Consider the following 25,071-nt stretch of genomic DNA (forward strand, 5'->3'; position numbering starts at 1 on the left):
TATGCAAGGGATCCCGAGTCTCAGCCATCCCCACGGGTGGGGGGAAGGGACAGCCTGCTCTTTTCAGGATTCCCAAGCTTTTACAAAATCCCCAGTTGCTGCGCTTTGAGCAGGGCGGTGACGCGGTCGGTGGCGTCCAACTTGCGGTAGACAGCGCTGGCGTACTCTTTCACGGTTTCGACGCTAATGCCAAGGCGGCGAGCAATTTGTTTGTTGGCTAGGCCCTCCTTCATCAGTTGCAGCACGCATAGCTCGCGGGGGGTAAGCCTGGGCAGCTCCTGGGGGGCGGGCAGCCAGTCGTGGTCGGGGTTGGCTAAGATCTGGCGGATAACGCGGGCCAATTCCGCCGGCTCGGTTTCTTTGGAGAGGTAGCCTTTGGCCCCCGCCCGCCGCGCTGCTTCGATTAGGGCCGGCTCGTGAAAAGTCGTCATCATCACCACCACCACCGGCAGGCCCAGCTCGACAATCTGCTGGCAGGCAGCGATCCCGTCCCCACCAGGCATGCGCACATCCAAAAGGGCCACGTCGACGGGGTGGTGGCGGCAGTACTCAACAGCCTGGGATCCGGTCTCGGCCTCGGCTACCACCACAAACCCCTGGGCTTCCAGGGCAAACCTCATCCCTAGCCGAAACAGAGGATGGTCGTCGGCAATGAGCACGCGCACAGGAGAAATCATAGGATCCCGGAGGAAGAGGGCACAACTTAATCTGCCCAAAAGAGGGATCCCCAATAAAGTGCCCTCACCCCCAGCCTGGAGAGGAGCTATTTTACAAAGACCATGCCGCGGGTCTTGGGGTTGAAGGTGGGATCCAACCGGGTCTGAGCATTGTACAGGGCACCGGTCAGATCGGCTTCTTCCAGAAAAGCTCCCCGCAGGTCGGCCCCGCGCAGATCGGCCTGGCGCAGGTTGGCTCTCGTCAGGTCGGCGCCGGCAAGAACAGCCCCGCGCAAATCGGCTTCGCTGAGGTTAGCTACCTGAAGATTGGCCCCTGTGAGATTGGCCTGCTGCAGGTTGGCTCGGCTGAGATCCGCTTCCCACAAAAAGGCTCCCCCCTGATCCGCGCTGCTCAGGTTGGCGCCGCGCAAGTCGGCCAAGTTGAGGATGGCCTGGGAGAGGTTGGCAGCTTGTAGATTGGCCTGCTTGAGGATGGCTTCTTTCAGGTTGGCCCCCCGCAAATCCACTCCCGCCAGTACGGCTCCCGTCAGATCGCAGGCGGGGCAATCTCGGCCAGGAAGAACGACTTGGGATCGACCCAGTTGGGCCTCAAGCTCCAGTTGGGCAAAAGCTGGAGGTGCCGGGATCCCCATCCCCCACAGGGCGAGGAGACTGAGACTGCCCCAAGACCGAGGCCAGGCCATCTTCTTCACGGGGAACCGTTCACCAGAGGTCTGCCCTCAAGGCGGCTGGCAGTGGGGGCAAAAGTAAGCTGAGCGGCTTGCCAGCTTGATCCGCTGAATCGGGGTGCCACACAGGCGACAGGGATCCCCTTCTCGACCATATACCCACGCCTGACCCTGGTAGTTGCCGTTGAGCCCCCGCAGATCCCGGTAATCGCGCAGGGTGGTGCCCCGCTGCTCCAGCCCCGCTTGCAACACCCGGATCAAGGCTTCTCGCAGGCGGCTCTTGGCAGCGTCGGAAAGCTGCGAGGCAGGTGTCAAGGGGTGGATGCCGCTCAAAAACAGGGCTTCGTCGGCGTAGATGTTGCCCACTCCCGCTAGCAGCGACTGATCCAGCAGGGCGGCTTTGATGGGGCGGCGGCTTTTCCGCAAGGCGGCTTGGAAATAGGTTTCTGAAAAGGCGGGCGAAAACGGCTCTGGCCCCAGCCTCTGCAAAGCCGTGATCACCGCCTCCGGCTCCACCCCGGCAGGCACCAACCACATCTGGCCAAAGGTACGCGGGTCCACAAAGCGCAGCTCCCACCCCTGCTCCAGGCGCAGTCGAACCCGGGTATGGGCTGGCAAAGGCGCGGATCCCTGAACCCAGAGCAACTGCCCCGTCATGCCTAGGTGCACGCCGAGAACCGCTCCGGAGTCCAGGGATCCCAGAAGATACTTGCCCCGACGCCGCCACTGGGTCAAATAGGCGCCAGCCAGCCCCCGCACAAACTCCTCTTGGCCGGGGTAGGCCAGGGTGCGAGGAAGAAGCACTTCTGCCGCCAGGATGCGCAGGCCAAGAGTCAGGCACTGCAGATCCCGCCTGACGGTTTCAACCTCCGGCAGCTCGGGCACGGGAGGGCTTGGGTTTACTTTTTGGAAGCGGCTTTGGGCTTGGGCTCCTCCACCACTTCCAGCTCGTCTTCGCGGAAGTTGTTGGTGTTGATGTTGTAGTAGTTAACCTTGTCAAAGCGGACGATCACCGGGTAGAGAATGCCGCTGGTATCCACTGCCGCAACCGTCCCCACATCCCGATACCAGTAGGATTCTTTCCGCAAGACACGGACTTTGGCACCGCGCTGAATCGCCATAGAGGTTCTCTCCATTACCTGCCCTTCAGATTACCGCTCTGAAAGACTTATACAACCCCGGGCAAAAGCAGACTTTCGCTCGGCGTTGAGGCTTTCTTCCTGCTTCAGCGACCCGTGGCTAGTGGCAGAGTCCACCCCTACCACCCCGCCAGAGGGATCTCCACAGGCGTAACTTCCCCGCGAGCTGCAGGTAGGTGCTCCTTGCCCACCTAAGGCACACCGGCTAAAGACGGAGCCAACTTTAGCCTAGGCAAAACGCCTACTCAAGAAGCAAGAAGATGTACCGGCTAGCCTACTAGCTCAGCCCATCTACGTCAAGGCAGAAGGTTGGTTATGCCACAAAGTGGCCAATTGTCCGGTGAATCAAGGACTAGAGGAGATCCCTAGTCGGCAAGAAGGCTGCGATTTCCGAATTTTTGTAACAGGGAAGGCAAAGCCTAGCCCCTAAGGCGAGAAGCGGCTGAGGTTGCGATCGTGAAGAAATGCAAAGTATACTGAAGGGCAGGTGCCGCTTGTGGAGGTTTCCATGTCCAACCCCAACCTGTCTGAGCCCAAGTTTGGCTTTAACGAGTACGCCGAGCGCCTCAACGGCCGCGCAGCCATGATTGGCTTTGTGCTGGCCATCGTTATTGAAGCGGTAACGGGCCAAGGCGTCGCCTCCTGGCTAGGTCTAATTCAGTGATCCCCCTCAGGCCCTAGCACCAGATCAAGCCTGCCGTGGAGCAGGCTCTTTGTTCTTTAGCTGATCCCTTCTTGCCGTTTGGCAATCGGCATGCGCCAGCCGGTGCCAAAGGCCCGATCGGTAACCCGCAGGCCAGGGGGAGCCTGGTGGCGCTTGAACTCAGCATTCTGCACCAGCCACAGCACCTGCTGCACCGTGTCAGGGTCAAACCCCTGGGCCACCAGCTCAGCGGCCGACTGGTGCTGTTCGATGTGCCGCTGGAGAATAGCGTCCAGCAAGTCGTAGGGAGGCAGGCTGTCGCTATCTTTCTGGCCGGGCCGCAGCTCTGCTGAGGGGGGCTTGGTGAGGATGGGGAGGGGAATCCGTTCCTGGTGGCGGTTGATCCAGCGGGCCAGGCGGTAGACCCAGGTTTTGGGCACATCGGAAATCACGGCCAGGCCGCCGGACATATCCCCGTAGATGGTGCAGTAGCCCACCGCCAGCTCCGACTTGTTGCCCGTGGTCAAGAGCAGCCGGCCAAACTTGTTGGAGAGGGCCATGAGCAAGGTGCCGCGAATGCGCGACTGCAGGTTCTCTTCCGTGATGTCAGAGGGCAGGCCAGCGAAGGGCTCAGCCAGGAGGTGCTGGTAGCTCTCCATAATCGACTGGATGGGCAGCTTCAGGGTAGGGATCCCCAGGTTCTGCGCCAGTTGGTAGGCGTCCGTCAGGCTGCCCGGGCTGGAATAGGGAGAGGGCATGAGTACCCCCAGCACCCGCCCCGGCCCTAGGGCGTCGGCGGCAATGACGGCAGTTACCGCTGAGTCAATCCCCCCCGACAGGCCCAGCAACACCTCGCGAAAGCCGCATTTGCTGACGTAGTCGCGGGTGCCTAAGACCAGCGCCTCGTAGAGCTCTGCTTCCGGCTCCGTTGGCCAGCGGGATCCCTGAACTTCCGGGCCTTCCTCAGGAGGGTGAACCAGCGCCTCCACATCTACAATCAGGCAGTCCGGCTGAAAGGCAGCGGCTTGGGCCACCACCCGGCCCCGGCAGTCTAGGGCGCAACTGGCCCCGTCGAAAATGAGGTCGTCGTTGCCCCCCACCTGGTTGACATAGAGGATGGGCAGGGCGTGCTTGCGGGCCAGGGATCCCAGCATCTCCACCCGCAATTTCTGCTTGCCCAGGCTAAAAGGCGAGGCCGACAGATTGATGAGCAAATCGGCGCCGCAGCGGGCCATCTCGTCTACCGGATCCCGGTGGTAGCGGCGGTGCTGCCAGAAGTCGCGGTCGTTCCAGATGTCTTCACAGATGGTGAAACCCAGGCGATAGCCGCCGTACTGGACGGGCTGGGGCTGGGATCCCGGCTCAAAGTAGCGGTCTTCGTCGAAGACATCGTAGGTGGGCAAAAGCGACTTCTGGAACCAGTGGCGGATCTGCCCCCCCTCTAGCCAGGCCGCGGCGTTGTAGAGAGGCCGCCCCTCCGGCAGGGGGTTGGGCTGCACGGATCCCACCACCACCGGAATGCTATCCCGCAGCCGGTCAGCCAACTGCTGCAAGACTTGGCCTGCCCTCTCGACTAGAGCAGGGTAGAGCAGCAGGTCCCGGGGCGGGTACCCCAACAAGGCCAGCTCAGAAGTAATCGCCAGCTCTGCCCCCTTGGCTGCTGCCGCCTCAACCGACGCACGGATGCGCTCGGCATTGCCGCTGAGATCGCCAACGGTATAGTTAAGTTGCAACAGCGCTACCTTCACTTGGCTCCCTTGGTCGAGAATGGCGGACTCCACGATGATACGCCAGCTCAGACTTAGGTTTGGCTAGAGGCGGGTTGCGCTGTTGCCGGCAACTCGGTTTCGGCTTCTGGGTGGAAGTAGCGGTAAATCTGGCGGGCCAGCTTGGGGCCAATGCCTGGCACCTGGGCCAACTGCTCTTCGGTGGCCACTTGAATGCGGGCAAGGGAGCGAAACGCCTCCATGAGCAGCTTTTGGCGCTGCTTGCCTAGGCCAGGGATCTCCTCCAGAACAGAAGCCTGTTGGCGCAGTTTCCGCTGCTGGCGATGGTAGGCAAGGGCAAAGCGGTGGGCCTCATCCCGTAGGCGCTGCAATAGCAGGCGAGCTGGATCTTGGGGCGGCAGCCGCAGCGGCTCGGGATCCCCAGGCCGAAAGATTTCCTCCTCCCGCTTGGCCAAGGCAATGACCGGCAGGTGATCTAGCCCCAGCTCCGCCAAAACAGCCATCACTGCAGCCAGTTGCCCTTTGCCCCCGTCGATGAGGACCAAGTCCGGCTGATCCTCAGGGGTCATTTTGCTAAAGCGACGCCGCGCCACCTCGGCATGGCTGGCAAAATCGTCGGAGTGGCCAGGACGCACCTCGGGGTTGCGAATCTTGTAGCGGCGGTAGTGCTGCTTGGCTGGCAGGCCGTCGATAAACACCACCTGGCTGCCCACCGCATCGGATCCCTGAATGTGGGAAATATCGTAGGCTTCCAGGCGGCGGGGGGCTGACGGCAGATCCAAAACTTCTGCCAAGCGCTCCAGGGCTGCTGCCTCCCGGTCTGCCAAGCGCTGGCTGCGGGCTAGCTCCAGCTGGGCGTTCCGCTCCACCAGTTCAATCAGCTCGGCTTTACTTTGCCGCTGGGGGGCAATGAGACTGACTTTGCGCCCCTTTTTTTGGCTTAGCCAAGACTCGAGAAAATCGCGATCCGGCAGCTCGTACTGCGTCAAGATTTCCGAGGGAATTTCCACCGGATCGCAGTACTGGTAATGCTCCTGCAAAACCCGCTGCAAAATCAGGGCTGGATCGTCGCCCCGGTTTTCGGCCACAAACCCCAGCCGACCCACCAGCTTGCCCGCTCGCACCTGAAACAACTGAATACAAGCCCGCGAGTCGTCCATCGCCAAGGCCAGAGCATCGCGGCTAACTGTCGAGTTGGGCAAGGACACCTTCTGGGATTCGCCCAACTGTTCTAGGCCGCGGATTTGATCCCGATACCGCGCTGCTGCCTCGTAATTTTCTTGCTCGGCCGCCTGGGCCATTTTCTCCTTCAACTCCCGGATGAGCTCGTCCGTCTGCCCCTGGAAGATCATCGCCACTTGAGCAACGGTCTTGCGATACTCCTCGGGGCTGATCAAGCCCTGACAGACACCAGGGCAACGCCCGATGTCGTAGTTCAAACAGGGGCGGTCTTTGTAAAGTGGCTTAGGACGCTGGCGCAAGGGAAAAATCCGCTTCACTAGCCCAAGGGTGTACCGCAGCAGGCCTACATCGGTATAGGGCCCGTAGTACTTATCTTGATTTCGGTCGAGACGGCGGTGGCGGGTAATGTAAATCTGAGGGTAAGGCTCTGACCATGTAATGCACAAATAGGGGTACTTCTTATCCTCTTTGAGGAGAACATTGTAGGGTGGCTGATAGGTTTTAATCAGATTGTCTTCTAGAGCCAGGGCCTCACTCTCGTTATCAGTTACAATGAACTCGATCTCGCACACCTGGGCTACCATGCGCTGAATGCGAGGGGAGAGATCCCCAAGGCAGCGAAAATAGGATCGCACCCTGGAGCGCAGCTTCTTAGATTTGCCCACATAGAGGATTTGATCGCTGGCATCTCGCATGAGGTAGACACCAGGCTCAGCCGGGATCTCCTTGAGCCGACTCTCCAGAAGCTCTGGGCTTTGGATGAGAGGGATAGTCATAGCGCTAGCCTCAGGGACCCTGGTTTTGCCCCCATCCCCTTTTCCGGCGGAAGGAGGGGAGTCAAAACTGTAACCCCAATCTAGCAACAGCCCTGCACCGCGGAGTGCAAGCGAGCTGGCTCAGGTAATATGGCTTGGCAAAGAGGGGTTGAGGGGTGAATCTGTACCGGGATCTGCTGCAGCCGCTACTGTTTTCCGGGCTAAGGGCTGACCCAGAAACCCTCAAGGTGGCGCTCCTACGCACCTTAGAGTGGCTAGATGTTACCCAGGCCACGGGGATCTTGAGTCTTTTGGAACGCCTCTTCTGCTACCGGAATCCCTGCTTGGAGGTGCGGCTGTGGGGGCTGAGCTTCCCCAATCCCCTGGGTCTCGCTGCAGGCTTGGATAAGGACGGCGTAGCTTTGGGAGTCTGGCCCCACCTGGGCTTTGGCTTTGTGGAGGTGGGCACCGTCACTCCCCAGCCCCAGCCGGGCAATCCAAAGCCGCGCCTATTTCGGCTGCCCCAGGATCGGGCTGCCCTCAATTGCATGGGCTTCAATAACCAGGGAGCAGCAGCTTTGGCCGAACGGCTGCGCCGGCTGCGTCAACGTCTTATCCCCATTGGCGTCAACCTGGGCAAAGGCAAAGCCACGCCGCTGGAAGCCGCCGCCACCGACTACCTGGCCAGCTTTCGGGTGCTGCGGGAGCTGGGGGACTACTTTGTGATTAACGTCAGCTCCCCTAACACGCCAGGCTTGCGATCCCTGCAGGCTGCCAAGCACCTGGAGCCCATCCTGGCCGCTCTCCAAGAGGAAAACCAAGCCAAGAAGCCTCTTCTGGTCAAGATTGCCCCCGACCTAGACTGGCCAGAGATTGACGCCATTCTGGAGCTAGCTCAAGCCTACGGCCTGGCTGGGATCATCGCCACCAACACCACTCTGCGCCGCGACAACCTGAAAACCCGCTTCCTCCCTGGTCTAGGGCCTTTGACAACAGCAGCCGGCGGCATCAGCGGCGCCCCGCTGCGAGAGCGCTCCACCCAGATCATCCGCTACATCCACCAGGCCACGGGGGGACAGCTGCCCATTGTCGGCGTGGGGGGCATCTTTACCCTAGACGACGCCCTGGAGAAGCTTGCTGCCGGCGCCAGTTTGCTCCAGGTCTATACCGGTTGGATCTATGAAGGGCCAAGCCTGGTTCCTCGCCTGCTGCGCGGCCTTGCTGCTAGCCGGCAGGGAGCCTGCTCGATCCCATCCGGGCGTAAGATTGTTGGTTAAGGATCCCCAAGGGAGCCTGCCGGTGAGCCTGCTGCAACACCTTTTCAAAACTTCCCATCCCGTTATCGGAGTGGTCCATCTGTTGCCGCTGCCCACCTCCCCCCGTTGGGGCGGCAACTTGGAGCAGGTTATTGCCCAAGCGGAACAGGCCGCCACAGCCTTGGCTGCAGGGGGCGTTCACGGGATCCTGGTCGAGAACTTCTACGATGCCCCTTTTGCCAAGGATCAGGTAGACGCGGCGGTGGTGAGCGCCATGACGGTAGTTGTCCAGCGGATTAAGACGTTGGTCTCCCTGCCCATCGGGATCAACGTCCTGCGCAACGATGGCTGTAGCGCTCTAGCCATTGCCGCCTGTGTGGGAGCGCAGTTTATCCGCGTCAACATCCTCTGCGGGGCAATGGTGACCGACCAGGGCCTCATCGAGGGGAATGCCTACCGCTTGCTGCGCTACCGCCGCGAGCTGGGGGCCCAAGACATTAAAATCTTCGCCGATGTGCTGGTGAAGCACGCCCAGCCTCTCGGCCCCATTAGCCTTGAGGCGGCTATCCTGGATACAGTGGAGCGAGGACTTGCCGATGCCATCATTGTCTCCGGCGAGGCGACCGGCAAGCCGCCTCTTTTGGAAGATCTCAAGCTAGCCCGCCAAGTTGCTCCTCAGGTACCCCTTCTCATTGGCTCAGGGGCCACCGCTGAGAACATCGGCACCCTCATCCAGCACGCCGATGGAGTGATCGTGGCCAGTTCCCTCAAGCGGCTGGCTCGTTCTGGGGGTATGCTGACAGGCCATGCAGAGCTTTTCCCCCTCATTGACCCCATTCGGGTGCGGGAATTTGTAGAGGCGTTGCAGCAGGCGGTAGGGGAGGGCCCCCCTGCCTCTACCTACTTAGCCACCCCTACTTCTAGTTGTAGCTAGACTTTGGGGGTTTCTCCTCATGCCGCCGTCTGACTACAGGGGCGGGGATTCTTCTAGTCCAGTACCTGAGTCCCTGGAGGAGAAGGCATGGAGCCAGCTTAAGGATCAGGTTCCCCGCCTTTGGGTCGTCGACGACGATTCGGTGACTCGCTGCTCCGTGGGCGAGGTTCTCAAAGCCTGTGGCTACCAGGTGGAAACCTGGGAAGATGGCCAGATGGCCTGGGAGCAGCTGCAGGCGCTCGACGAAAGCCAGTGGCCGGATGTGGTGATCTGCGATTGGGTGATGCCCAAGCTGTCAGGGCTGGAGTTCTGTCGCCGTCTCAAGGGATCCACCGCTGGCCAGTTTGTCTACTTCATCTTCCTCACGGCCCGCTCTGAACTCAAGGATTGCCTTCAGGGGTTGGAGGCGGGGGCAGATGAGTTTATCGCCAAGCCGGTGGCTCCTGAGGAACTGCGGGCACGGGTGCAGGCAGGGCTGCGTTTACAGCGGCTTGTCCAAGCTTTGGCTCAGGCCAACCGACAACTGCAAGCCCGCAACGAGCTGTTGGAGTCTCTGGCTTTGACGGATCCCTTGACTGGAGCCTTGAACCGCCGCGCCCTTGACCAGGCACTGCCCCGTTTGCTGCAGCAGGTGGGGCCGCAAGGGAAAGCCCGCTACCGCTACCTCTGCCTATTGATGCTGGATGTGGATCACTTCAAGCAGATCAACGACACCTACGGCCACTTCATCGGCGACTGCGTCCTCCAGGCCACTGTTGAACGGCTGCAGCAGCACCTCCGCCCCTCCAGCCTGCTCTACCGCTACGGCGGGGAGGAATTTGTCTGCGTTACCCCTGGTCTAAGCCCCTCGCGCTGTCAACGGTATGCTGAGTCGCTGCGCCAGGCTATCGCCAGCCGTCCCGTTGAGGTTTCACCCCGTCGCAGACTGCCCGTAACCATCAGCATTGGCGGGGTCGTGATTAGCGAAGATCACCCCCTGCCGCCAGAGGTTGCCCTCCAGCAAGCCGATGAGGCCCTCTACCAAGCCAAACGGGCAGGACGTAACCGGGTGCAGCTTTTCTGGCCACCAGCACCCTTTTCGGGGAATACGTCGGAGGAGGCGGGGAGGGGATTCCTCTGAGGGGCTTTACGGGCTGCTGTTAGCTTCTAGGCTGAGATCGGCAGTGGGAGCAATTTTGCTGAGCTTAATCTTGGGATTGCTACTGACAAATTGCTGCAGAGTCCATTCATTCTTAAAGAGCAGAACCGGCCTATCCTGAACATCCTTGACAATCAGAGTGTTAAACAGACTGGGAAGATCCCGAAGAGCCTCCCAGCCGTTTTCTACCCAGCGAGCCAGCGTGTAGGGCAGCATCTCCAGGCGGGTTTCAACGTTGTATTCATGTTCCAGGCGGTACTGCAGCACCTCGAACTGCAGCTGGCCCACCGCGGCCACGATTGGATCCCGTTTGGATTCGTCAAGGGAGTACATAATTTGCACCGCCCCTTCTTCCCGCAGCTCTGACACCCCTTTCTGAAACTGTTTAAATTTGGAGGGGTTGGGATTTTTGAGATAGGCAAAAAGCTCCGGGGAAAAGCTTGGGATCCCGGCGTAGCGCAGCTTTGGGCCAGTGTAGAGCGTATCCCCAATTGTAAAGAGGCCAGGGTTATTTAGGCCAATCACATCCCCAGGGTAAGCTTCGTCAATGGAGATGCGCTCTTGAGCAAACAATTTCTGTGGGTAGGATAGGCGGATGGGGCGGTTGAGGCGGGCATGGTTGACCACCATGTCTTTCTCGAACTTGCCGGAGCAGATGCGCACAAAAGCAATGCGATCCCGGTGGCGGGGATCCATATTGGCCTGCAGCTTAAAGACAAAGCCTGTGAACTCAGGATACTCTGGAGAAATCAGCCCAGCCGTACTTTCGTGGGGCATTGGCGGCAGGGAGTACTCCAAAAACGCATTGAGAAACAGCTCCACCCCAAAATTGGTCATGGCGCTGCCGAAAAAGACAGGAGTTTGTTTCCCAGCATGGACCTGTTTGAGATCCAAACTGGGCATAAGGCCATCCAGGATCTCCAATTCTTCCTTAAATCGGTAGTAGAGATCTTTTTCGATTAGGTCTTCCACTTGGGGATCCCCGAGTTTAATAACTGTATCTTTGACTCGTAGCCGTCCCCCGGAGACTCGCTCAAAGAAGTGAAACTCGTGAGTGCGTCGGTCAAACAAAGCTGTGAAGCGCTCCCCTGAGCCAATGGGCCAGGTAACAGGATAGGGCTTAAGGCCCAGCTCGCTCTCGATTTCGTCCATGAGCTCGAGGGGATCCCGGCTGGGGCGATCCATCTTGTTGATGAAGGTAAAAATCGGCAGCCGCCGCATTTGACAGACTTCAAACAACTTGCGGGTTTGGGGTTCTAGCCCTTTGCCGGCATCTTCTAGCATCACGGCGTTGTCCACTGCCGCCAGGGTTCGGTAGGTGTCTTCGCTAAAGTCCTGGTGGCCGGGGGTATCGAGGAGGTTGAGGCGAAAGTTGCGATAGTCAAATTGGAGCACCGTCGAGGTGATGGAGATACCCCGCTGTCTTTCCAGTTCCATCCAGTCGGAGGTAACCCGCTTTTGAGCGCGGCGGGCCTTCACGGCTCCAGCCTCCTGAATGGCTCCTCCGTACAGCAACAGCTTTTCCGTAAGGGTGGTCTTTCCAGCATCGGGGTGGGAGATGATGGCAAAAGTGCGCCGCTGCTGGATGGCTTTGGCCAGGTCTACTTCCTTCATCGTCAAGAAGCTCCTCTAGGTCAACCAGGGCGCTGGCAGCATCCAGTTTCCCGCCTTAGAGGGAGGAGAGAAAGCGGTGCAGTCGCTCCAGACCTTTTTCCAGGGTGACGCGGTCGGCGGCGTAGGAGAGGCGAATACAGTGATCGGCTCCGAAGGCCACCCCTGGCACGGCAGCCACATGGTGCTCTTTGAGCAGCCGTTGGCAGAACTCCACCGAGCTCAAGCCGGTCTGGCTGATGTTGAGAAAGATGTAAAATGCGCCCTCTGGCTCCGGACAGCTTACCTTTGGCAGGGTGCGGATCCCCTCCAGCATCAGATCCCGCCGCCGCCAGAACTCTTGGCGCATCTTTTCTACCGCTGGCGCTGAAAGGGGGCTGGTGAGGGCCTCTAGGGCGCCGTATTGGGCGAAGGTGCAGACGTTGGAGGTGCTGTGGCTTTGCAGGCTGATGGCCGCCTCGACGATGGGCTTTGGCCCTGCCAAGTAGCCGATGCGCCAGCCGGTCATGGCATAAGCTTTGGCAAAGCCGCTGCTAAGGATAGTGCGCGGCAGCAGCTCTGGAGAGAGGGATCCCAGGCTGAGGTGGCGAGCTTCGCCGTAGACGAGCTTCTCGTAGATCTCGTCGCAGACCACGTAGAGATGGGGGACCGAGAGGATCACCTCCGCCAGCGCCTCCAGCTCGTGCCGGTGATAGACAGCGCCGGTGGGGTTGGCTGGCGAGTTAAGAATGAGCAACTTGCTGCGGGGGGTGAGGGCTTGGCGCAGCTGGTCGGCAGTGAGCTTGAAGCCCTGGGCCTCTTGGGTCTGAACCCGCACCACTTGAGCGCCTGCCAGAGCCACCATTTCGGGATAGCTGACCCAGTAGGGGACGGGTAGGATGACCTCATCCCCTGGATCCAGCAGCACCATGGCCAGGTTAAACAGGGTTTGCTTGCCGCCGTTGCTAATCAAGATCTGCTCGGGGCTATAGTCCAGGCCGTTTTCCCGACGCAGCTTGTCGGCTACCGCCTGGCGCAAGGCGGGGATCCCAGCGGTGGGGCCGTAGCGGGTCTTGCCTTCCTGCAGGGCGCGAATGGCAGCCGCCCGAATATGTTCAGGGGTGTCAAAGTCCGGCTCGCCGGCGCTCAGGATACAGACGTCCAGACCCTCTGCCTGCATGGCTTTGGCCAGGGCCGAGATCGACAGCGTTGCCGAAGGGGAAAGGCGGGCAACCCGTTGGGACAAGCCAGCAGCAGACACCATCAGTTAGGGATCCTGGGGTACAGTTGGGCTAGTTCTCAGCACCTAGGCTACGGCTGTCAAGAGGCGGCTGCCATCCACCAGCAGCAGCTTGTGACCTTCCCGCTCCGCCAGCAGATCCCAGAACTCCCCCGCTGTAGCCCCTGGCAAAAACCCTTCCAGGCGTAGCCGCAGGGGGGGAAATTGTTTGCTCCCCTGAGGCTTGCGCCGCACTGCTACCCAGATGTAGCCTTCGTGGGGCTCGACAACGCCGCGAATGTTAAAGCCTTCCTCCGCATCTTCAGGGGCAGGCAAAAAAGGCTCATCTTCTGCCGCTGGGTCTTGCTCCTCCTCTGGCAGAGCCAGGATGCGGATGACGCCTAGGCCCAGAGTGCCCCCCGAGCGCAGCTGGGGCTGCACGTAGTACCAGTAGGTTCGGCCGCTCTCAATACAGTGGGTGAAACGGCGCAGCAGCCCGGCGCGGCCAGGGGTGGCTGGGTACTCCACGCCATCGCTGGCAACCAGCGTCGCCTGGGCATAGGTCTTCGGGATTGGCTTCAGGGATCCCTTAATCAAGCCCAGCGCGCGGAACTGGTAGGGGTGGGCAGGGGGGGGAATAGGGTTCATAGGGCCTAGGCAACGAAGGCAGAGCCTCTAGGTCTTAATCTAACTTTAATCTTATGGCGATAGCCTCCCCAAGAAGTATAGGAGGCTGCTAGTCCAGCAAAAATTGCACCCACTTTGGCGGCGGTGGCAGCGGACAGCGGAAGTGCTCCATGACCAAGGCTGCCACCAAATGCACAGTAAATGCATAGACAAGGGAGTTAAAGGCAATAAACCCTAGGACCACCACCTGAACCATCCAAGGTTCCGCCACCCAGTACAGGCCGAATCGGCCCAGAGACACGTCCAGCAGCCAGTTGGTCAGGCCAGTGAGCTGGATGGTGAGATAGATCCAGAGGTTTTCTCCCAGCAGCAGCGAGGAGAGCAGCAATTGGAAAACCAGACCAAAAGTGCTGAGGGCAGCGCCGCTGACCACCGAGAGATACCAGGAGAGGCGTTGCCGCCACAGGCAGGCACACCAATAGCCTAGAAGGCCGTAGGGAATGACATAGAGGATACTGCGGGTGGGCCCCATCAGCACCGTCAGCAGCAAGGCGGAGACCCCTAGCGCCATGGCCCCAGTGCGGGGATCCCAGCGCATCACGGCCAGTGCCACCGGGATAGGGAAAAACAGGCGCATAAGCGGGGCCAGCGGCGTGTAGCTCAAGATCCAGATCAAAGCGGCAGTGCTGGCCAAGAAAGCCGTCTCCACCACCCTCAACGCAGGAGAAGGGGGTGGCGAGGGGGGTAAAGGGGGAGAATCACCCTGCACAGGAGGCTCAGCTAGGAAAAGACATCTGTTCCCAGCTTAGGCCAGCAGTGGCCGAGTTGGCGGAGTGGGATCTTGGCGCCAGGCGCAAGCTCTGGCACCCTCCCAGCGCACCTGCCAAACTTGGCCTGCCACCGCCACTGCATCCCCTGGGCGCAACTTGCGCCCCCGCCGGGTTTCCACCTCGCCGTTGACGCGCACCTGCCCCGCCTGGATGAGCTGCTTAGCCCGCCCGCCGGTGGGGACAACTCCCGTGAGCTTGAGAAATTGACCCAGCTTAATGTAGGGATCTCCCCCTCCAGAAGCTCGAGCCGTTGTGGCCATAGCGTTCTTGCTCGTCGGCTAATTCCATTCTCAGGCGCTCTGCTGGCAAGGTGCTGAGATGGCCTAGGGCTGCAAAGCTGAGGTCGCCGGAGCTTCTACAGTCGACCAGAACTCGTAGGCGGCCTGGGAGAGTTTGGCAATCAGCTCCTCCGCTCTGGGATCGTTGGGGGTTTCCCGCTTCACCCACACCGCTGCTATGTAACGCCGCCCGTTGGGCAGATCGAGGATCCCGGCATCTCCAACCACCGAGCTAAGGGTTCCCGTCTTGTGGGCAATGCGCACTTCTGGGTCTAGGCCAGGGCGAAAGTAGGAGGGCCGCTGCGTGCGCCAGAGGATGTCCAAAAAGCGGTCGCGGCTGCGGCGACTAAGCAGGCGCCCCTGCTCCACTTGGCTGAGCAGCCAGACCATATCGCGCGGGCTACTGGTGTTGGCGCCCTCTAGATCTGGCAGCCATTGAGAAATCTGCGTGTGTTGCAGTCCCCACTGGCGAAACTTTTGGTTAAGGGCTTCTCGACCGCCCAGGCGATCCAGGATCAAGTTGGCGGCGAAGTTATCGCTGACGGTGCTCATGAGGGTGGCTGCCTCAAGAGCAGAGACCTGGGATCCCATAGGACGGGTTTGCAAAAGGCCAGCTCCCCCCCCCTTGAGCTCTTCCCGCAGCGTTAGCTTTTCATCTAGCCGCACCTGCCCAGTGTCCACTGCCTGCAAAAAGGCTAGGAGAATCGGGATCTTGAGGACACTAGCGGCAGGAAAAACCTGATCCGGCCTCACCCCCGCAAAGGCGCCAGTTTCCACCTCCCAAAACAAGGCTCCCACCGTCAGGCCCGGCTGGTCAGCTAGGGCAGCTAAGCGCTCCTGCAAAGCAGGGATTTCCTCTCCTTTGAGGAAGTCTGTGGGCAAGGCAGGGGGGGGATCCCCAGATCCTGCTGCCACCTGCTCTGTCTGGGGAGGGGCGGTGGATTGCAGCAGGCGCGACAGGCCAGCCATCGTCAGACCCAAAATTAGGCTGAAGCCCAAGCCCCTGAGCAGCACCTCCTTAAAAGCCCTGGGCCGGCGTAGGCGAGAGGGACGAGTTGCCCGTTGGCGCACTCGGGCAAGGGCCTTTTGGCGAGAAAGGCGCAAGAGGGATCCCGCAGCAGGTAGCAGACGCTCAGAAGCAAGGTGTTGATGAGGCCCTGCCTGCCGGGATCTTTCTGGAGCTGAGCTGCTGCCTCTTCCCTCCCTTCCTCTAGCCATGCCTGCCCCAACGCCACTCTTTTGGCCAATAATGGCAACTTGCCTCCGGAACCTCAGTTTAACAAAGCACCCCCTGGCCAACCCAGCCATGGCCGGGGGGAACCTGCCCCGGTGTAGAGTCGGAGGGGGGCTAGTTGGCTATCCTGAAAGTAGGCTCTTGGGAAAAACTTTCCAGCTCCTGCGCTTGGTTCCCCACCCCACCGCTGGAGCTGGGGGAGGCGACGATGGCTAACTACAACCGCGGCATTATGCAGTTCAAGGGGGCGGATAGCCCCATTGTGGTGCTGATCTCGGCCAGCGTTGTGGCGGGGGTCGTCTCGGCCTTGATCTGGTGGGCCCTGCACTTTGCCTACGCAGCTTGAGATGCCATCTCTGCAACCCGGGGAGGTGGAGGTAGAGGCGGCAACCGTCGACGGGCAACGGCTGGGCTGGGAAGAGGCAGTTCAGCAGCGCCTGAGGCGTTCTTTGCTGCAGTGGTACCGCAAGGAAGGCCGGGATCTGCCCTGGCGGCGCACCCGAGATCCCTACGCCATCTGGGTAGCGGAAGTGATGCTGCAACAGACCCAGGTGGCTACCGTGATCCCCTACTTTCAGCGCTGGATGGAGGCTTTGCCCGGGATCCCCGACTTGGCGGCAGCCTCCCAAGAGCAGGTGCTGAAATTGTGGGAAGGCCTGGGCTACTACCGGCGGGCGCTAAATCTGCACAAAGCCGCTCAAATCCTGATGCGGGAACATGGAGGGCAGTTTCCCCGCAACCTGCAGCAGGTGCTGGCGCTGCCAGGGATCGGGCGCACGACAGCTGGGGGCATTCTCAGCGCTGCCTTTGACCTACCCCTGCCGATTTTGGAGGGGAACGTCAAGCGGGTGTTGGCTCGCCTGGTGGCTTTGCCCCAGCCACCAAGTCGCTGCCTGCCTCTCTTGTGGCGGCTTTCGCAGCAATTACTGGATCCCGAGCAGCCGCGCACCTTTAACCAGGCTCTGATGGACTTGGGCGCTACTGTCTGCCGGCCCAGGCGGCCTCGCTGTGGTCAGTGCCCTTGGCAGGCCGATTGCGCCGCTTACCATCGAGGTCAACAGCACCACCTGCCTATGGCTGAACCCCGTCCCTTGCGCCCTCACAAACAGATTGCGGTGGCCATTGTCCTGCGGGAGAACGAGATCCTCATCGATCGGCGCCCGGAAAGCTCGATGCTCAGCGGCCTGTGGGAGTTCCCCGGTGGCAAGATCGAGCCGGGAGAAACCCCTGCGGAGTGTGTGGTGCGGGAAGTGAAAGAGGAAGTGGGCATTGACATCGCCGTGGTAGCGCCGCTAGCCACCGTTGAGCATGCCTACACCCATTTCACCATCACCCTCATGGCTTTTATCTGCCGCTATTTGGGCGGAGAAGCTCAGCCTTTACAATGCAGTGAAGTCCGCTGGGTCAAACCGGCAGAGCTGTCGCAGTTTCCTTTTCCAGCAGCTAACCAAAAGCTATTTCCCTACCTGTACACTTGGCTAGAAGAACACGGGCTTTGCCAGGAGCCCAAAAGATCTTTGCCAGGATGATACCTAATCGCTGCAGTGAGGCGCGGATATGCTGGTCACTTTGGAGAAAGCAGGGGAGATTCTCGCCAAGGGATCCCATACGGCCATTCCGACCACCGATGGCAAGGTTGCTCTGGTGCCCAAGGGAAAAGAAGACCTCAAGCTAACAGCTGCCGAAGCCATTAACTTGATGTTCTATGTCGTTCGCTCCACTGACCCCCCGGAAAAGGTGATGGTGCAACTGCAGGAAGCTGTGGCCAAGGCACAAGCCCCCGATCCCGCCGAAGAGCGCGCCAGAAGATATCGGGAAATCCGCGGCGTCTAGCCGGAGGGGGCGCACGCATTTTGGCCTAGAGGCGGCTGCGCAGTTTGTAGCTCTCCAGGGTGTTGGCCAGCAGCATGGTTACCGTCATCGGCCCCACGCCACCCGGTACGGGTGTGATGGCGGCAGCCCGCTCTTTGACTGCCTCGTAGTCCACATCTCCCACCAACTGCTCCGACCCGTCAGGGCCTTGGATACGGTTAATGCCTACATCGACAACCACGGCCCCTGGCTTTACCATTTCTGCCTTGAGCAGGCGGGGACGCCCCACCGCCATGACCACAATGTCGGCACTGCGGGTTACTTCGGCCAAGTTGGGTGTGCGGGAGTGGGCCACGGTAACTGTGGCGTCGGCGGCCAGCAACATCAAGCTCAAGGGCTTGCCCACCAGAAGGCTGCGGCCGACCACCACCGCTTTTCGTCCGGCAACCGGGATCCCTTCTGCCTCCAGCAGGCGCATCACGCCTAATGGGGTACAACTGCGCAGGCCGGGCTCGCCGCGCACCAGCCGGCCCAGGTTGAGGGGGTGGAGGCCGTCCACGTCTTTGGCAGGATCGATGGCTAGAAGAGGCGGGATGGGATCCCAGCCAGGGGGCAGCGGCAGTTGCACCAGGATGCCATCGACGCGCTCGTCCTGGTTGAGTTGGGCAATGGTGTCGAGCAGATGGGCGGGGGAGTCCTGGGCGGAAAAATGGCGACCAAAGGAGGCGATGCCCACCCGCTCACAGGCCCGCTCTTTGCCGCGCACGTAGGCAGCACTGGCAGGATCCTCTCCAACTCGCAGCACTGCCAACCCTGGGGGGCGCCCCACCCGCGGGAGCCAAGCTTGCACTTGGGCGGCCATCTCGGCTTGCAGGCGAGCAGCTAAGGCTTTGCCATCCAAGATCTTGGCAGCCATGGAGGGCGCCCCACGAGGTCTTGACAACTTGACTATCTTCAGGAGCTCGGCTCCCTTCGTCAAGCCTTGCTGCCGTCGAGAACCAGCAGCACGGGCATTGATGTCCCTAGAACTCGCGCAGCTCTTCTTCGTCGTCGGGCCCTAGCTGCTCAATGATGATCTCCACTTGCTGCCGTTTTTCCTCCAAAAACTCGGCGCAGCGCTTTAGGGTTTGGGCGGCCTGCTGGAAGCGCTCCACCACCTCCTCCAGATCCAGCTCCCCCGATTCAATCTGGGCAATCAAACTTTCCACTTCGGCAATGGCTGCCTCGTAGCGCCAGGGATCCTCACGTTTGCGGCGGCTCATGGCTCTCCTCCACTCGAACCCAGAAGCTTCCCCCGGCCAGCTCTATGCACAGGCGGGTCTGAGGTGGCAGGCAGGGGTTGCGGACGAGAGATCCCCGCTCGTCGCGCACGAGGGCGTAGCCCCGCCGGAGGACGGCCGCGGGATCGAGGGCTTGGAGGTGCTGCTGGAGAGCTTGGTGGCGCTGTTGCTGCTCTTGAAGGCGATGGCGCACGGCCTGAACTAGGCGCTGTTGCCGTTGCAGCAGGTGCTTCTGGGCCTGGTGCAGCAGCCGCTCGGGATGAATTTGGAGCAGACGGTGGTGGGCATGGTGCAGGCGCTCCTGGGCCTTCTCCAAAACCTGCAGGGTGCAGGTGACCAGCCGCTGCCGGAGCTGGGATCCCTGGCGCTGCAATTCCCGCAGATCCGGCACAACCCGTTCGGCTGCCGCTGTGGGGGTGTGGGCCGCATAGTCAGCGGCGTAGTCCGCCAAGGTCTCATCCCGCTGGTGGCCGATCCCAGTTACCACCGGAATGCGGCATTCGGCAATGGCCCGCACCACCCGTTCATCGTTAAAGCAGGCCAAATCCTCGCCGGCTCCGCCTCCTCGGGCAATCAGCAGCACCTCCGCCCGCCCATCCCGTTCCACCCGGCGAATGGCCCGCACAATGGACTCGGGGGCCGCTTCCCCTTGCACTTGAGCTGGCGAAAACAGCACCCGCAGCCCCGGGTAGCGCTGGTTGAGGGTGCGGCGGATATCTCCCCAGCCGGCGGCGTCGGGAGAGCTGACGACGGCAATGCACTGAGGGTGGGTGGGCAGGGGCCGCTGGTTGTCGAACAGGCCCTCGGCGGCCAGGCGGGCCTTGAGCTGCTGGAATCTCCACGCCAGGAGGCCTTCCCCTGCTGGCAGCAGTTGCCAGATGACCAGGCGGTAGTAGCTGCCGCCGCTGTAGATGCCAACTTGCCCCAGCGCCAGCACCTGTTGACCCACTTTTGGCCAGAAGCTGAGCCGGGCCGTCTGACTTTGCCACACAACCCCTCTGAGGACGTCGCCGCTTTCTGGATCCACCAGGGTCAGGAACAGGTGGCCCGTGTGGTTGCGCTGACAACTGGAGACTTCTCCAACCACCCACAGCCGGGTCAAATAGGGATCCCCGCCCAGCAGCGACTTGAGGTAGCGGGACACCCCCCCAACTGAGAGGAGGGGGACTTCCCCGCCCAGCAGGGACTCTATCACCTCCTCCAGGTTACTGCGGTTAGCCAGAGCCCTTGCTTGTGGATCGGGATTCGGCATACGCAGCTCCCGAATACCGCTGGGAATGTCCGAGACCCCATCTAGAATAGGCGACGACAAACCAAGGGAGGAGGTGGCTACGGTGACTTTTGCCCATTGGCTGGGGCTGGGGGCGCTGCTGGGCCTGTTGGCGCTGCTCTGGCAGATTCGACAGATCCTGCTGCTGGTGTTTGCAGCCATCGTCCTGGCAGTAGCCTTGGATACTCTAGCCCAGATTCCCCAGCGCTACGGCTTTCGCCGCGGCCCCTCCCTTCTCATCACGGGCTTGACGGTTTTGGTGGGCGCGGTCTTGGTGGGGCTCATCGTGGTGCCGCCTCTACTGGAGCAGTTGCGCCGGCTGTTGACCGACGTGGTGCCTGCGGGGATTGTGCAGGCGCAGCGGCTGTTTGAGAGCCTAATCCTCTTGCTGCCGACCGACCTTGAGCTGCCGACGCTGCGGGAGTTGGCCAATAGTCTTGTGCCCCAGGCCACCGAATTGGTGCGCCAGGTGCGCGACTTTTTCTCCCAGTCCTTCACTGCTTTCTTTGCCACCCTGCTCAACTTCTTGTTTGTGATCATCCTCACCATCTTGCTGTTGTTAGATCCCCCGGCCTACAGCCGCGCCTTTGTTTCCGTTTTCCCGGCCTTCTACCGCCCCCGCGTTCGCTACATCCTCAAGCGCTGCGAGCTGGTGCTGCGGGGCTGGCTGGTGGGGATCTTGTTTACCAGCACCTTGGTGATGGTGCTAAGCGGCATTGGCCTCTGGATTTTGGGTGTGCCCCTGATCCTAGCCAACGCGGTGCTAGCGGGCCTGTTTAACTTCATCCCCAACATTGGCCCCACCCTGAGCGTGGTTGCCCCAATGCTGGTGGCCCTCACCGACGCCCCCTGGAAGTCCCTAGCAGTGCTAGGGCTGTACATCTTCATCCAGCAGCTTGAAAGCAGCGTCTTTACCCCGCTTGTCATGTCGCGCCAGGTGTCGCTTTTGCCCGCCTTGACGCTGATAGCTCAAATCACCTCGGCCTTTTTCTTCGGGGTGCTGGGCCTATTCTTGGCCGTGCCCTTGGCGGCCATCCTGCAGGTGTGGATCCAGGAGGTGCTGATTCGAGATGTGCTGGATCCCTGGCGAGGCCCGCGAGCCCGCCCCTTGCTCCTGTCTGAGCTGGAAAGGGATGGGAGCTCGCCCTCCCGGCAGCCGGAGAGAACAGATCCCAAGCTGCTCCCCCCCTCGGGCAGAGAGGTTTAAAGCGTCAAGCTCCTTAACATTTGTCCTAGAACCGCAAAAGCGCTCCTATAGTGAGGATCCCCCTCTCCGTGTTGGGATGGGAAGCGCCATGTCCCACTTCACCACCCTGCAAGTGCAGATTAAAGATGCCGAGCTGCTGGAAGAAACCCTGAAGGAATTGGGCTACAGCGTGGAGCGGAACGCCAACCTGCGGGGCTACCTCTGGAACCGCACCCGCGCCGACTTGGTGATCCGGCAAAAGAACGGCTTCGACATCGGCTTTCGCCGCAAGGGGGATCACTACGAGCTGGTGGCCGATCTCTGGGGAGCCGGCATCGATCCCCAGACGTTCCTAGCGCCGATTTTGCAGCGCTACGCCTACAAAAGCCTGCTGCGCTCGGCCCAGCAACAGGGCTATGCCATCGAGGCGGAAGAGCGCCTGGAAGATGGCACTATCCGCGTGGTGGTGGGGCGCTGGGTGTAACTGAGCCCACCTCCGCCGATGAACAGCAATCCTCAGCCAGCGGTGGGGTCTAGCCCTCGCCCTTGGGATCTGGTGTTGGGAGGACAAGCTGCCGCCAGCGGTGCCCCGCCTTACGCCTTGGTCTTAGGGGGTCTTGAGGGGGCGCGGCGGCGGCTCACTCGGGGTGAGGAGGCGGTGCGTCTAGCCACCTTGCCCCAGTTGCTGCAGTACGGGCCGGCAGGTCTAGCGGAGCTAGTAGCAGCCCTGGCCGGCAACAGCTCCTGGGCAGTGCGCTTGGCGGCGTGGCGGCTGCTCTCCCAGCTCGAGCGACCCGAGGCAGAGGAAGCGTGTCGGACCTACAGCCCCTTTCGGCCGGTGGGAGGAGCACAGGGGGTAATCGTGGCCTATCGGCGCGGGGAGCGAGACTTTGCCTACGCCGACTTGGAGGGAGTGGATCTGCAGGAGGCACGGCTGGGGGGTGCCAACTTCTACGAAGCCAATTTGAGAAAGGCTAACCTGCGCCTTTGCAACTTCAACGGCGCCCACCTGCGCCAAGCGGATCTGCGCCAGGCCAATTTGCAAGGGGCTAAGCTCAGTGGCGCCCTCCTAGAAGGAGCGGATCTGCGGGGGGCCGACCTGAGGGGGGTAAAAGTCAGTGGCACCAGCCTGCGCGGATCCCAGCTTTCAGACGCCACCCACTTGGAGGAGCGGCTGCGTCACATCTGGCAGTTGCAAAACTGGGGGGGAGAGGGGCAGGATCTGGCCGGCCAAGACCTCAGCAAAGCTGACCTGCGGGGGCTGGTGCTGCGGCAAATTTGTCTAAGGGGAGCCAACCTCAAGGGGGCGGATCTGCGCGGATCCAACCTGGAGGAAGCGGATCTGCGGGGGGCCAATTTGCAGCGGGCAGATCTCCGGGGGGCCAACTTGCAGAATGCCGACCTAGAGGGGGCTGATCTCCGCGGCGCCGAGCTGCGCCAGGCCCAGTTGCAGGGAGCTAACTTGCGCCGCGCCGACCTCAGCGGGGCTAATTTGGAGCAAGCCAACCTAGAAGGCGCCCAGATCGAGGGCCTCAAGCACAGCGGCGCCCGGATTGCTGGCCTGATCTTCCCCGACGGCACCCCCCTCAAGCCTTGGTGGTGGTAGGCCGACCCTTCCTCCCAAATCCAAAGGAATCCCAAGATCCCCTCGCCCTTCTCCAAACCTAGCTCACCATGGGAGTAGAGATACCTAGGGGGTGGAGCTATGGTTTTGGCAGAACAGCTCTCGAGAAAACCGCTCACCGACGAGGAACTGCGCAAGATCGACGCCTACTGGCGGGCTGCCAACTACTTGTCAGTGGGGCAGATCTACTTGATGGACAATCCGCTGCTGCGGGAGCCCTTGAAGCCAGAACACGTGAAGCCGCGCCTACTAGGGCACTGGGGCACTACTCCAGGGCTGAACTTTATTTACGTGCACCTCAACCGCATCATCAAGCGGGAAAACCTCAACGTCCTCTACATCACCGGCCCCGGCCACGGCGGCCCTGCCCTAGTGGCCAACACCTACTTGGAAGGCACCTACAGCGAGGTGTACCCCAACATCACCCAGGATGTCGAAGGTCTGCGCAAGCTCTTCAAGCAGTTCTCCTTCCCCGGCGGCGTGCCCAGCCATGCGGCTCCGGAAACCCCCGGCTCCATCCATGAGGGGGGGGAGCTGGGCTATGCCCTAGCCCACGCCTTTGGGGCAGCCTTTGACAACCCCGATCTGCTGGTGGCCTGTGTGGTAGGGGATGGAGAAGCGGAAACCGGCCCTCTAGCTGCCTCCTGGCACTCCAACAAGTTTCTCAACCCCATCCGCGACGGGGCGGTGCTGCCCATTCTCCACCTCAACGGCTACAAGATTGCCAACCCCACCATCCTGGGCCGCCTCAGCCGCGAAGAGCTGCAAAGCCTGTTTGTGGGCTACGGCTACAAGCCTTACTTCGTGGAGGGCTCCGAGCCGGCAGAAATGCACCAGTTGATGGCCGCCACCCTCGACACCGTTATCCATGAAATCCAAGAAATCCAGCACTATGCCCGCAGCAAGGGGGATCCTACCCGTCCGCAGTGGCCGATGCTCATCCTGCGCACCCCCAAAGGTTGGACTGGCCCCAAAGAGGTGGACGGCAAAAAGATAGAGGACTTCTGGCGCTCCCACCAGGTACCGCTGGCGGATCTGGCCCAAAAGCCGGAGCACCTCAAGATCCTGGAAGAGTGGCTGCGCAGCTACAGGCCAGAAGAGCTCTTCGACGAAAACGGCCGCCTGCTCCCCGAGCTGCAGGAGCTAGCTCCCAAGGGGGAAAAGCGCATGGGCGCCACTCCCTATGCCAACGGCGGCTTGCTGACGCGGGAGCTGAGGATGCCAGATTTCCGCCGCTACGCCGTAGACGTCCCGCGCCCTGGCACCACGGAAGCCGAGGCCACCAAGGTGCTGGGGCAATTCTTGCGGGATGTGATGAAGCTCAACCCCCACAACTTCCGCCTCTTTGGCCCTGACGAGACCGCTTCCAACCGGCTGGATGCCGTGTTTGAGGCCAGTGACCGCACCTGGGTGGCCCCTACCTACGACTACGACGAGCACCTCTCCCCCGATGGGCGGGTTATGGAGATCCTGAGCGAGCACGTCTGTCAGGGCTGGCTGGAGGGCTACCTGTTGACCGGTCGCCACGGCTTCTTCTCCTGCTACGAGGCCTTCATTCACCTGGTGGACTCGATGTTTAACCAACACGCCAAGTGGCTGAAAACCTCCCGGCACATCCCCTGGCGGCGGCCCATCCCTTCCCTCAACTACCTGCTCACCTCCCACGTGTGGCGGCAGGATCACAACGGCTTCAGCCACCAGGATCCCGGCTTTCTGGATCACGTGGTCAACAAGAAAGCCGATGTTATCCGCGTCTACCTGCCCCCCGATGCCAACACCCTGCTCTCAGTGGCGGATCACTGCCTGCGCAGCCGCCACTACGTCAATGTCATCGTGGCGGGGAAACAGCCGGCTCTGCAGTACCTGGACATGGACGCCGCCATCAAGCACTGCACCCAGGGCTTGGGGATCTGGGAGTGGGCCAGCAACGACCAGGGCTCGGAGCCGGATGTGGTCATGGCCTGCTGCGGCGATGTGCCGACGATGGAGACCCTGGCGGCGG

The 25,071-nt window shown here is 61.2% G+C and carries 26 protein-coding genes; 11 read left to right on the plus strand and 15 right to left on the minus strand.

Going from position 1 to position 25,071, the window contains the following annotated elements; all coding sequences use genetic code 11:
• Positions 1 to 80: 80 nt before the first annotated feature.
• The 4 genes from NW808_RS00330 to NW808_RS00345 form a co-directional block, all read right to left on the minus strand.
• Entirely contained in the window at positions 81 to 677 is a 597-nt protein-coding gene (locus NW808_RS00330) for a response regulator transcription factor (RefSeq protein WP_414419907.1), read from the minus strand.
• Positions 678 to 763: 86 nt separating this feature from the next.
• The gene (locus NW808_RS00335; RefSeq protein ID WP_414406267.1) at positions 764 to 1,360 is read right to left on the minus strand and encodes a pentapeptide repeat-containing protein; all 597 of its coding nucleotides are present in this window, start codon (positions 1,358 to 1,360) and stop codon (positions 764 to 766) included.
• Positions 1,361 to 1,396: 36 nt separating this feature from the next.
• Entirely contained in the window at positions 1,397 to 2,230 is an 834-nt protein-coding gene (locus NW808_RS00340) for a DNA-formamidopyrimidine glycosylase (protein ID WP_414410406.1), read from the minus strand.
• 14 nt (positions 2,231 to 2,244) lie between these two features.
• Positions 2,245 to 2,466, minus strand: a complete 222-nt coding sequence (locus tag NW808_RS00345) for a photosystem I reaction center subunit IV (protein ID WP_414395781.1) — start codon at positions 2,464 to 2,466, stop codon at positions 2,245 to 2,247.
• A 526-nt stretch (positions 2,467 to 2,992) separates the two neighbouring features.
• Between NW808_RS00345 and NW808_RS00350 the strand changes: the two genes are divergently transcribed.
• Positions 2,993 to 3,148 carry a chlorophyll a/b-binding protein gene (locus NW808_RS00350; RefSeq protein WP_414395779.1) on the plus strand — a complete coding sequence of 52 codons (156 nt, stop codon included), beginning with the start codon at positions 2,993 to 2,995 and terminating at the stop codon, positions 3,146 to 3,148.
• Between the two features lie 56 nt (positions 3,149 to 3,204).
• Here NW808_RS00350 and NW808_RS00355 read toward each other — a convergent pair whose 3' ends face one another.
• Together NW808_RS00355 and uvrC are read right to left on the minus strand one after the other, a co-directional pair.
• A complete protein-coding gene (locus NW808_RS00355) occupies positions 3,205 to 4,875 on the minus strand; it encodes an NAD+ synthase (RefSeq protein WP_414419921.1) in 1,671 nt (556 codons plus the stop codon).
• Positions 4,876 to 4,928: 53 nt separating this feature from the next.
• Complete coding sequence (uvrC, locus tag NW808_RS00360; RefSeq protein WP_414419908.1) at positions 4,929 to 6,812, minus strand: excinuclease ABC subunit UvrC; 1,884 nt, start codon at positions 6,810 to 6,812, stop codon at positions 4,929 to 4,931.
• Between the two features lie 155 nt (positions 6,813 to 6,967).
• Between uvrC and NW808_RS00365 the strand changes: the two genes are divergently transcribed.
• Genes NW808_RS00365 through NW808_RS00375 form a run of 3 tightly spaced genes read left to right on the plus strand, consistent with a single transcriptional unit; the run spans position 6,968 to position 10,101 of the window.
• Positions 6,968 to 8,068, plus strand: a complete 1,101-nt coding sequence (locus NW808_RS00365; RefSeq protein ID WP_414419909.1) for a quinone-dependent dihydroorotate dehydrogenase — start codon at positions 6,968 to 6,970, stop codon at positions 8,066 to 8,068.
• A 22-nt stretch (positions 8,069 to 8,090) separates the two neighbouring features.
• Entirely contained in the window at positions 8,091 to 8,981 is an 891-nt protein-coding gene (gene btpA, locus NW808_RS00370) for a photosystem I biogenesis protein BtpA (protein WP_414406263.1), read from the plus strand.
• A 19-nt stretch (positions 8,982 to 9,000) separates the two neighbouring features.
• Positions 9,001 to 10,101: a diguanylate cyclase gene (locus NW808_RS00375; protein WP_414419910.1), complete on the plus strand. Its 1,101-nt coding sequence runs from the start codon at positions 9,001 to 9,003 to the stop codon at positions 10,099 to 10,101.
• Positions 10,102 to 10,107: 6 nt separating this feature from the next.
• Here NW808_RS00375 and NW808_RS00380 read toward each other — a convergent pair whose 3' ends face one another.
• From NW808_RS00380 to NW808_RS00405, 6 genes are all read right to left on the minus strand, one after another.
• Positions 10,108 to 11,733 (minus strand): peptide chain release factor 3, encoded by a 1,626-nt coding sequence (locus tag NW808_RS00380; RefSeq protein WP_414419911.1) that lies wholly within the window; start codon positions 11,731 to 11,733, stop codon positions 10,108 to 10,110.
• A 55-nt stretch (positions 11,734 to 11,788) separates the two neighbouring features.
• Positions 11,789 to 12,973, minus strand: a complete 1,185-nt coding sequence (locus NW808_RS00385; RefSeq protein WP_414395767.1) for a pyridoxal phosphate-dependent aminotransferase — start codon at positions 12,971 to 12,973, stop codon at positions 11,789 to 11,791.
• Positions 12,974 to 13,015: 42 nt separating this feature from the next.
• The gene (locus NW808_RS00390; RefSeq protein WP_414419912.1) at positions 13,016 to 13,576 is read right to left on the minus strand and encodes a hypothetical protein; all 561 of its coding nucleotides are present in this window, start codon (positions 13,574 to 13,576) and stop codon (positions 13,016 to 13,018) included.
• A gap of 88 nt (positions 13,577 to 13,664) precedes the next feature.
• Positions 13,665 to 14,324 carry a DUF2232 domain-containing protein gene (locus NW808_RS00395; RefSeq protein WP_414406259.1) on the minus strand — a complete coding sequence of 220 codons (660 nt, stop codon included), beginning with the start codon at positions 14,322 to 14,324 and terminating at the stop codon, positions 13,665 to 13,667.
• A 36-nt stretch (positions 14,325 to 14,360) separates the two neighbouring features.
• On the minus strand, positions 14,361 to 14,645 hold the full coding sequence (locus tag NW808_RS00400) for an RNA-binding S4 domain-containing protein (protein WP_414395762.1): 285 nt from the start codon (positions 14,643 to 14,645) through the stop codon (positions 14,361 to 14,363).
• Positions 14,646 to 14,708: 63 nt separating this feature from the next.
• On the minus strand, positions 14,709 to 15,767 hold the full coding sequence (locus NW808_RS00405; protein ID WP_414419913.1) for a serine hydrolase: 1,059 nt from the start codon (positions 15,765 to 15,767) through the stop codon (positions 14,709 to 14,711).
• A gap of 338 nt (positions 15,768 to 16,105) precedes the next feature.
• Here NW808_RS00405 and NW808_RS00410 point away from each other — a divergent pair, with 338 nt between their 5' ends.
• Genes NW808_RS00410 through NW808_RS00420 form a run of 3 tightly spaced genes read left to right on the plus strand, consistent with a single transcriptional unit; the run spans position 16,106 to position 17,730 of the window.
• A complete protein-coding gene (locus NW808_RS00410; protein ID WP_414362608.1) occupies positions 16,106 to 16,243 on the plus strand; it encodes a hypothetical protein in 138 nt (45 codons plus the stop codon).
• 1 nt (position 16,244) lies between these two features.
• Entirely contained in the window at positions 16,245 to 17,426 is a 1,182-nt protein-coding gene (gene mutY / locus NW808_RS00415) for an A/G-specific adenine glycosylase (RefSeq protein WP_414419914.1), read from the plus strand.
• A gap of 28 nt (positions 17,427 to 17,454) precedes the next feature.
• Positions 17,455 to 17,730: a hypothetical protein gene (locus tag NW808_RS00420; protein ID WP_414410397.1), complete on the plus strand. Its 276-nt coding sequence runs from the start codon at positions 17,455 to 17,457 to the stop codon at positions 17,728 to 17,730.
• Positions 17,731 to 17,755: 25 nt separating this feature from the next.
• Here the strand turns inward: NW808_RS00420 and folD are convergent, their stop codons facing one another.
• From folD to xseA, 3 genes are all read right to left on the minus strand, one after another.
• Positions 17,756 to 18,625 (minus strand): bifunctional methylenetetrahydrofolate dehydrogenase/methenyltetrahydrofolate cyclohydrolase FolD, encoded by an 870-nt coding sequence (gene folD, locus NW808_RS00425; RefSeq protein ID WP_414411677.1) that lies wholly within the window; start codon positions 18,623 to 18,625, stop codon positions 17,756 to 17,758.
• 106 nt (positions 18,626 to 18,731) lie between these two features.
• Complete coding sequence (xseB, locus tag NW808_RS00430) at positions 18,732 to 18,971, minus strand: exodeoxyribonuclease VII small subunit (RefSeq protein WP_414395752.1); 240 nt, start codon at positions 18,969 to 18,971, stop codon at positions 18,732 to 18,734.
• A complete protein-coding gene (gene xseA / locus NW808_RS00435; RefSeq protein ID WP_414419915.1) occupies positions 18,952 to 20,241 on the minus strand; it encodes an exodeoxyribonuclease VII large subunit in 1,290 nt (429 codons plus the stop codon). The genes xseB and xseA overlap by 20 nt, the downstream gene beginning before the upstream one ends.
• A gap of 73 nt (positions 20,242 to 20,314) precedes the next feature.
• Here xseA and NW808_RS00440 point away from each other — a divergent pair, with 73 nt between their 5' ends.
• The 4 genes from NW808_RS00440 to NW808_RS00455 all read left to right on the plus strand — a co-directional run.
• Positions 20,315 to 21,466 carry an AI-2E family transporter gene (locus NW808_RS00440; RefSeq protein ID WP_414419916.1) on the plus strand — a complete coding sequence of 384 codons (1,152 nt, stop codon included), beginning with the start codon at positions 20,315 to 20,317 and terminating at the stop codon, positions 21,464 to 21,466.
• Between the two features lie 88 nt (positions 21,467 to 21,554).
• The gene (locus tag NW808_RS00445) at positions 21,555 to 21,929 is read left to right on the plus strand and encodes a DUF1257 domain-containing protein (RefSeq protein ID WP_414406251.1); all 375 of its coding nucleotides are present in this window, start codon (positions 21,555 to 21,557) and stop codon (positions 21,927 to 21,929) included.
• 18 nt (positions 21,930 to 21,947) lie between these two features.
• The gene (locus NW808_RS00450; protein ID WP_414419917.1) at positions 21,948 to 23,051 is read left to right on the plus strand and encodes a pentapeptide repeat-containing protein; all 1,104 of its coding nucleotides are present in this window, start codon (positions 21,948 to 21,950) and stop codon (positions 23,049 to 23,051) included.
• Between the two features lie 99 nt (positions 23,052 to 23,150).
• Positions 23,151 to 25,071: phosphoketolase (locus NW808_RS00455; RefSeq protein ID WP_414419918.1), on the plus strand; the 1,921-nt coding region annotated here is incomplete at its 3' end.

This window comes from Synechococcus sp. W70.1, from assembly GCF_047461515.1.
Classification (GTDB): Bacteria; Cyanobacteriota; Cyanobacteriia; order Thermostichales; family Thermostichaceae; genus Thermostichus.

Excerpts from the sequence above, each read along its gene's own strand:
- NW808_RS00330 (WP_414419907.1), bottom strand. The coding sequence starts at position 677 with ATGATTTCTCCTGTGCGCGTGCTCATTGCCGACGACCATCCTCTGTTT.
- NW808_RS00335 (WP_414406267.1), bottom strand. The coding sequence starts at position 1,360 with ATGGCCTGGCCTCGGTCTTGGGGCAGTCTCAGTCTCCTCGCCCTGTGG.
- NW808_RS00345 (WP_414395781.1), bottom strand. The coding sequence starts at position 2,466 with ATGGCGATTCAGCGCGGTGCCAAAGTCCGTGTCTTGCGGAAAGAATCC.
- NW808_RS00350 (WP_414395779.1), top strand. The coding sequence starts at position 2,993 with ATGTCCAACCCCAACCTGTCTGAGCCCAAGTTTGGCTTTAACGAGTAC.
- uvrC (WP_414419908.1), bottom strand. The coding sequence starts at position 6,812 with ATGACTATCCCTCTCATCCAAAGCCCAGAGCTTCTGGAGAGTCGGCTC.
- NW808_RS00375 (WP_414419910.1), top strand. The coding sequence starts at position 9,001 with ATGCCGCCGTCTGACTACAGGGGCGGGGATTCTTCTAGTCCAGTACCT.
- NW808_RS00380 (WP_414419911.1), bottom strand. The coding sequence starts at position 11,733 with ATGAAGGAAGTAGACCTGGCCAAAGCCATCCAGCAGCGGCGCACTTTT.
- NW808_RS00385 (WP_414395767.1), bottom strand. The coding sequence starts at position 12,973 with ATGGTGTCTGCTGCTGGCTTGTCCCAACGGGTTGCCCGCCTTTCCCCT.
- NW808_RS00390 (WP_414419912.1), bottom strand. The coding sequence starts at position 13,576 with ATGAACCCTATTCCCCCCCCTGCCCACCCCTACCAGTTCCGCGCGCTG.
- NW808_RS00400 (WP_414395762.1), bottom strand. The coding sequence starts at position 14,645 with ATGGCCACAACGGCTCGAGCTTCTGGAGGGGGAGATCCCTACATTAAG.
- NW808_RS00410 (WP_414362608.1), top strand. The coding sequence starts at position 16,106 with ATGGCTAACTACAACCGCGGCATTATGCAGTTCAAGGGGGCGGATAGC.
- mutY (WP_414419914.1), top strand. The coding sequence starts at position 16,245 with ATGCCATCTCTGCAACCCGGGGAGGTGGAGGTAGAGGCGGCAACCGTC.
- NW808_RS00420 (WP_414410397.1), top strand. The coding sequence starts at position 17,455 with ATGCTGGTCACTTTGGAGAAAGCAGGGGAGATTCTCGCCAAGGGATCC.
- folD (WP_414411677.1), bottom strand. The coding sequence starts at position 18,625 with ATGGCTGCCAAGATCTTGGATGGCAAAGCCTTAGCTGCTCGCCTGCAA.
- xseB (WP_414395752.1), bottom strand. The coding sequence starts at position 18,971 with ATGAGCCGCCGCAAACGTGAGGATCCCTGGCGCTACGAGGCAGCCATT.
- xseA (WP_414419915.1), bottom strand. The coding sequence starts at position 20,241 with ATGCCGAATCCCGATCCACAAGCAAGGGCTCTGGCTAACCGCAGTAAC.
- NW808_RS00445 (WP_414406251.1), top strand. The coding sequence starts at position 21,555 with ATGTCCCACTTCACCACCCTGCAAGTGCAGATTAAAGATGCCGAGCTG.
- NW808_RS00450 (WP_414419917.1), top strand. The coding sequence starts at position 21,948 with ATGAACAGCAATCCTCAGCCAGCGGTGGGGTCTAGCCCTCGCCCTTGG.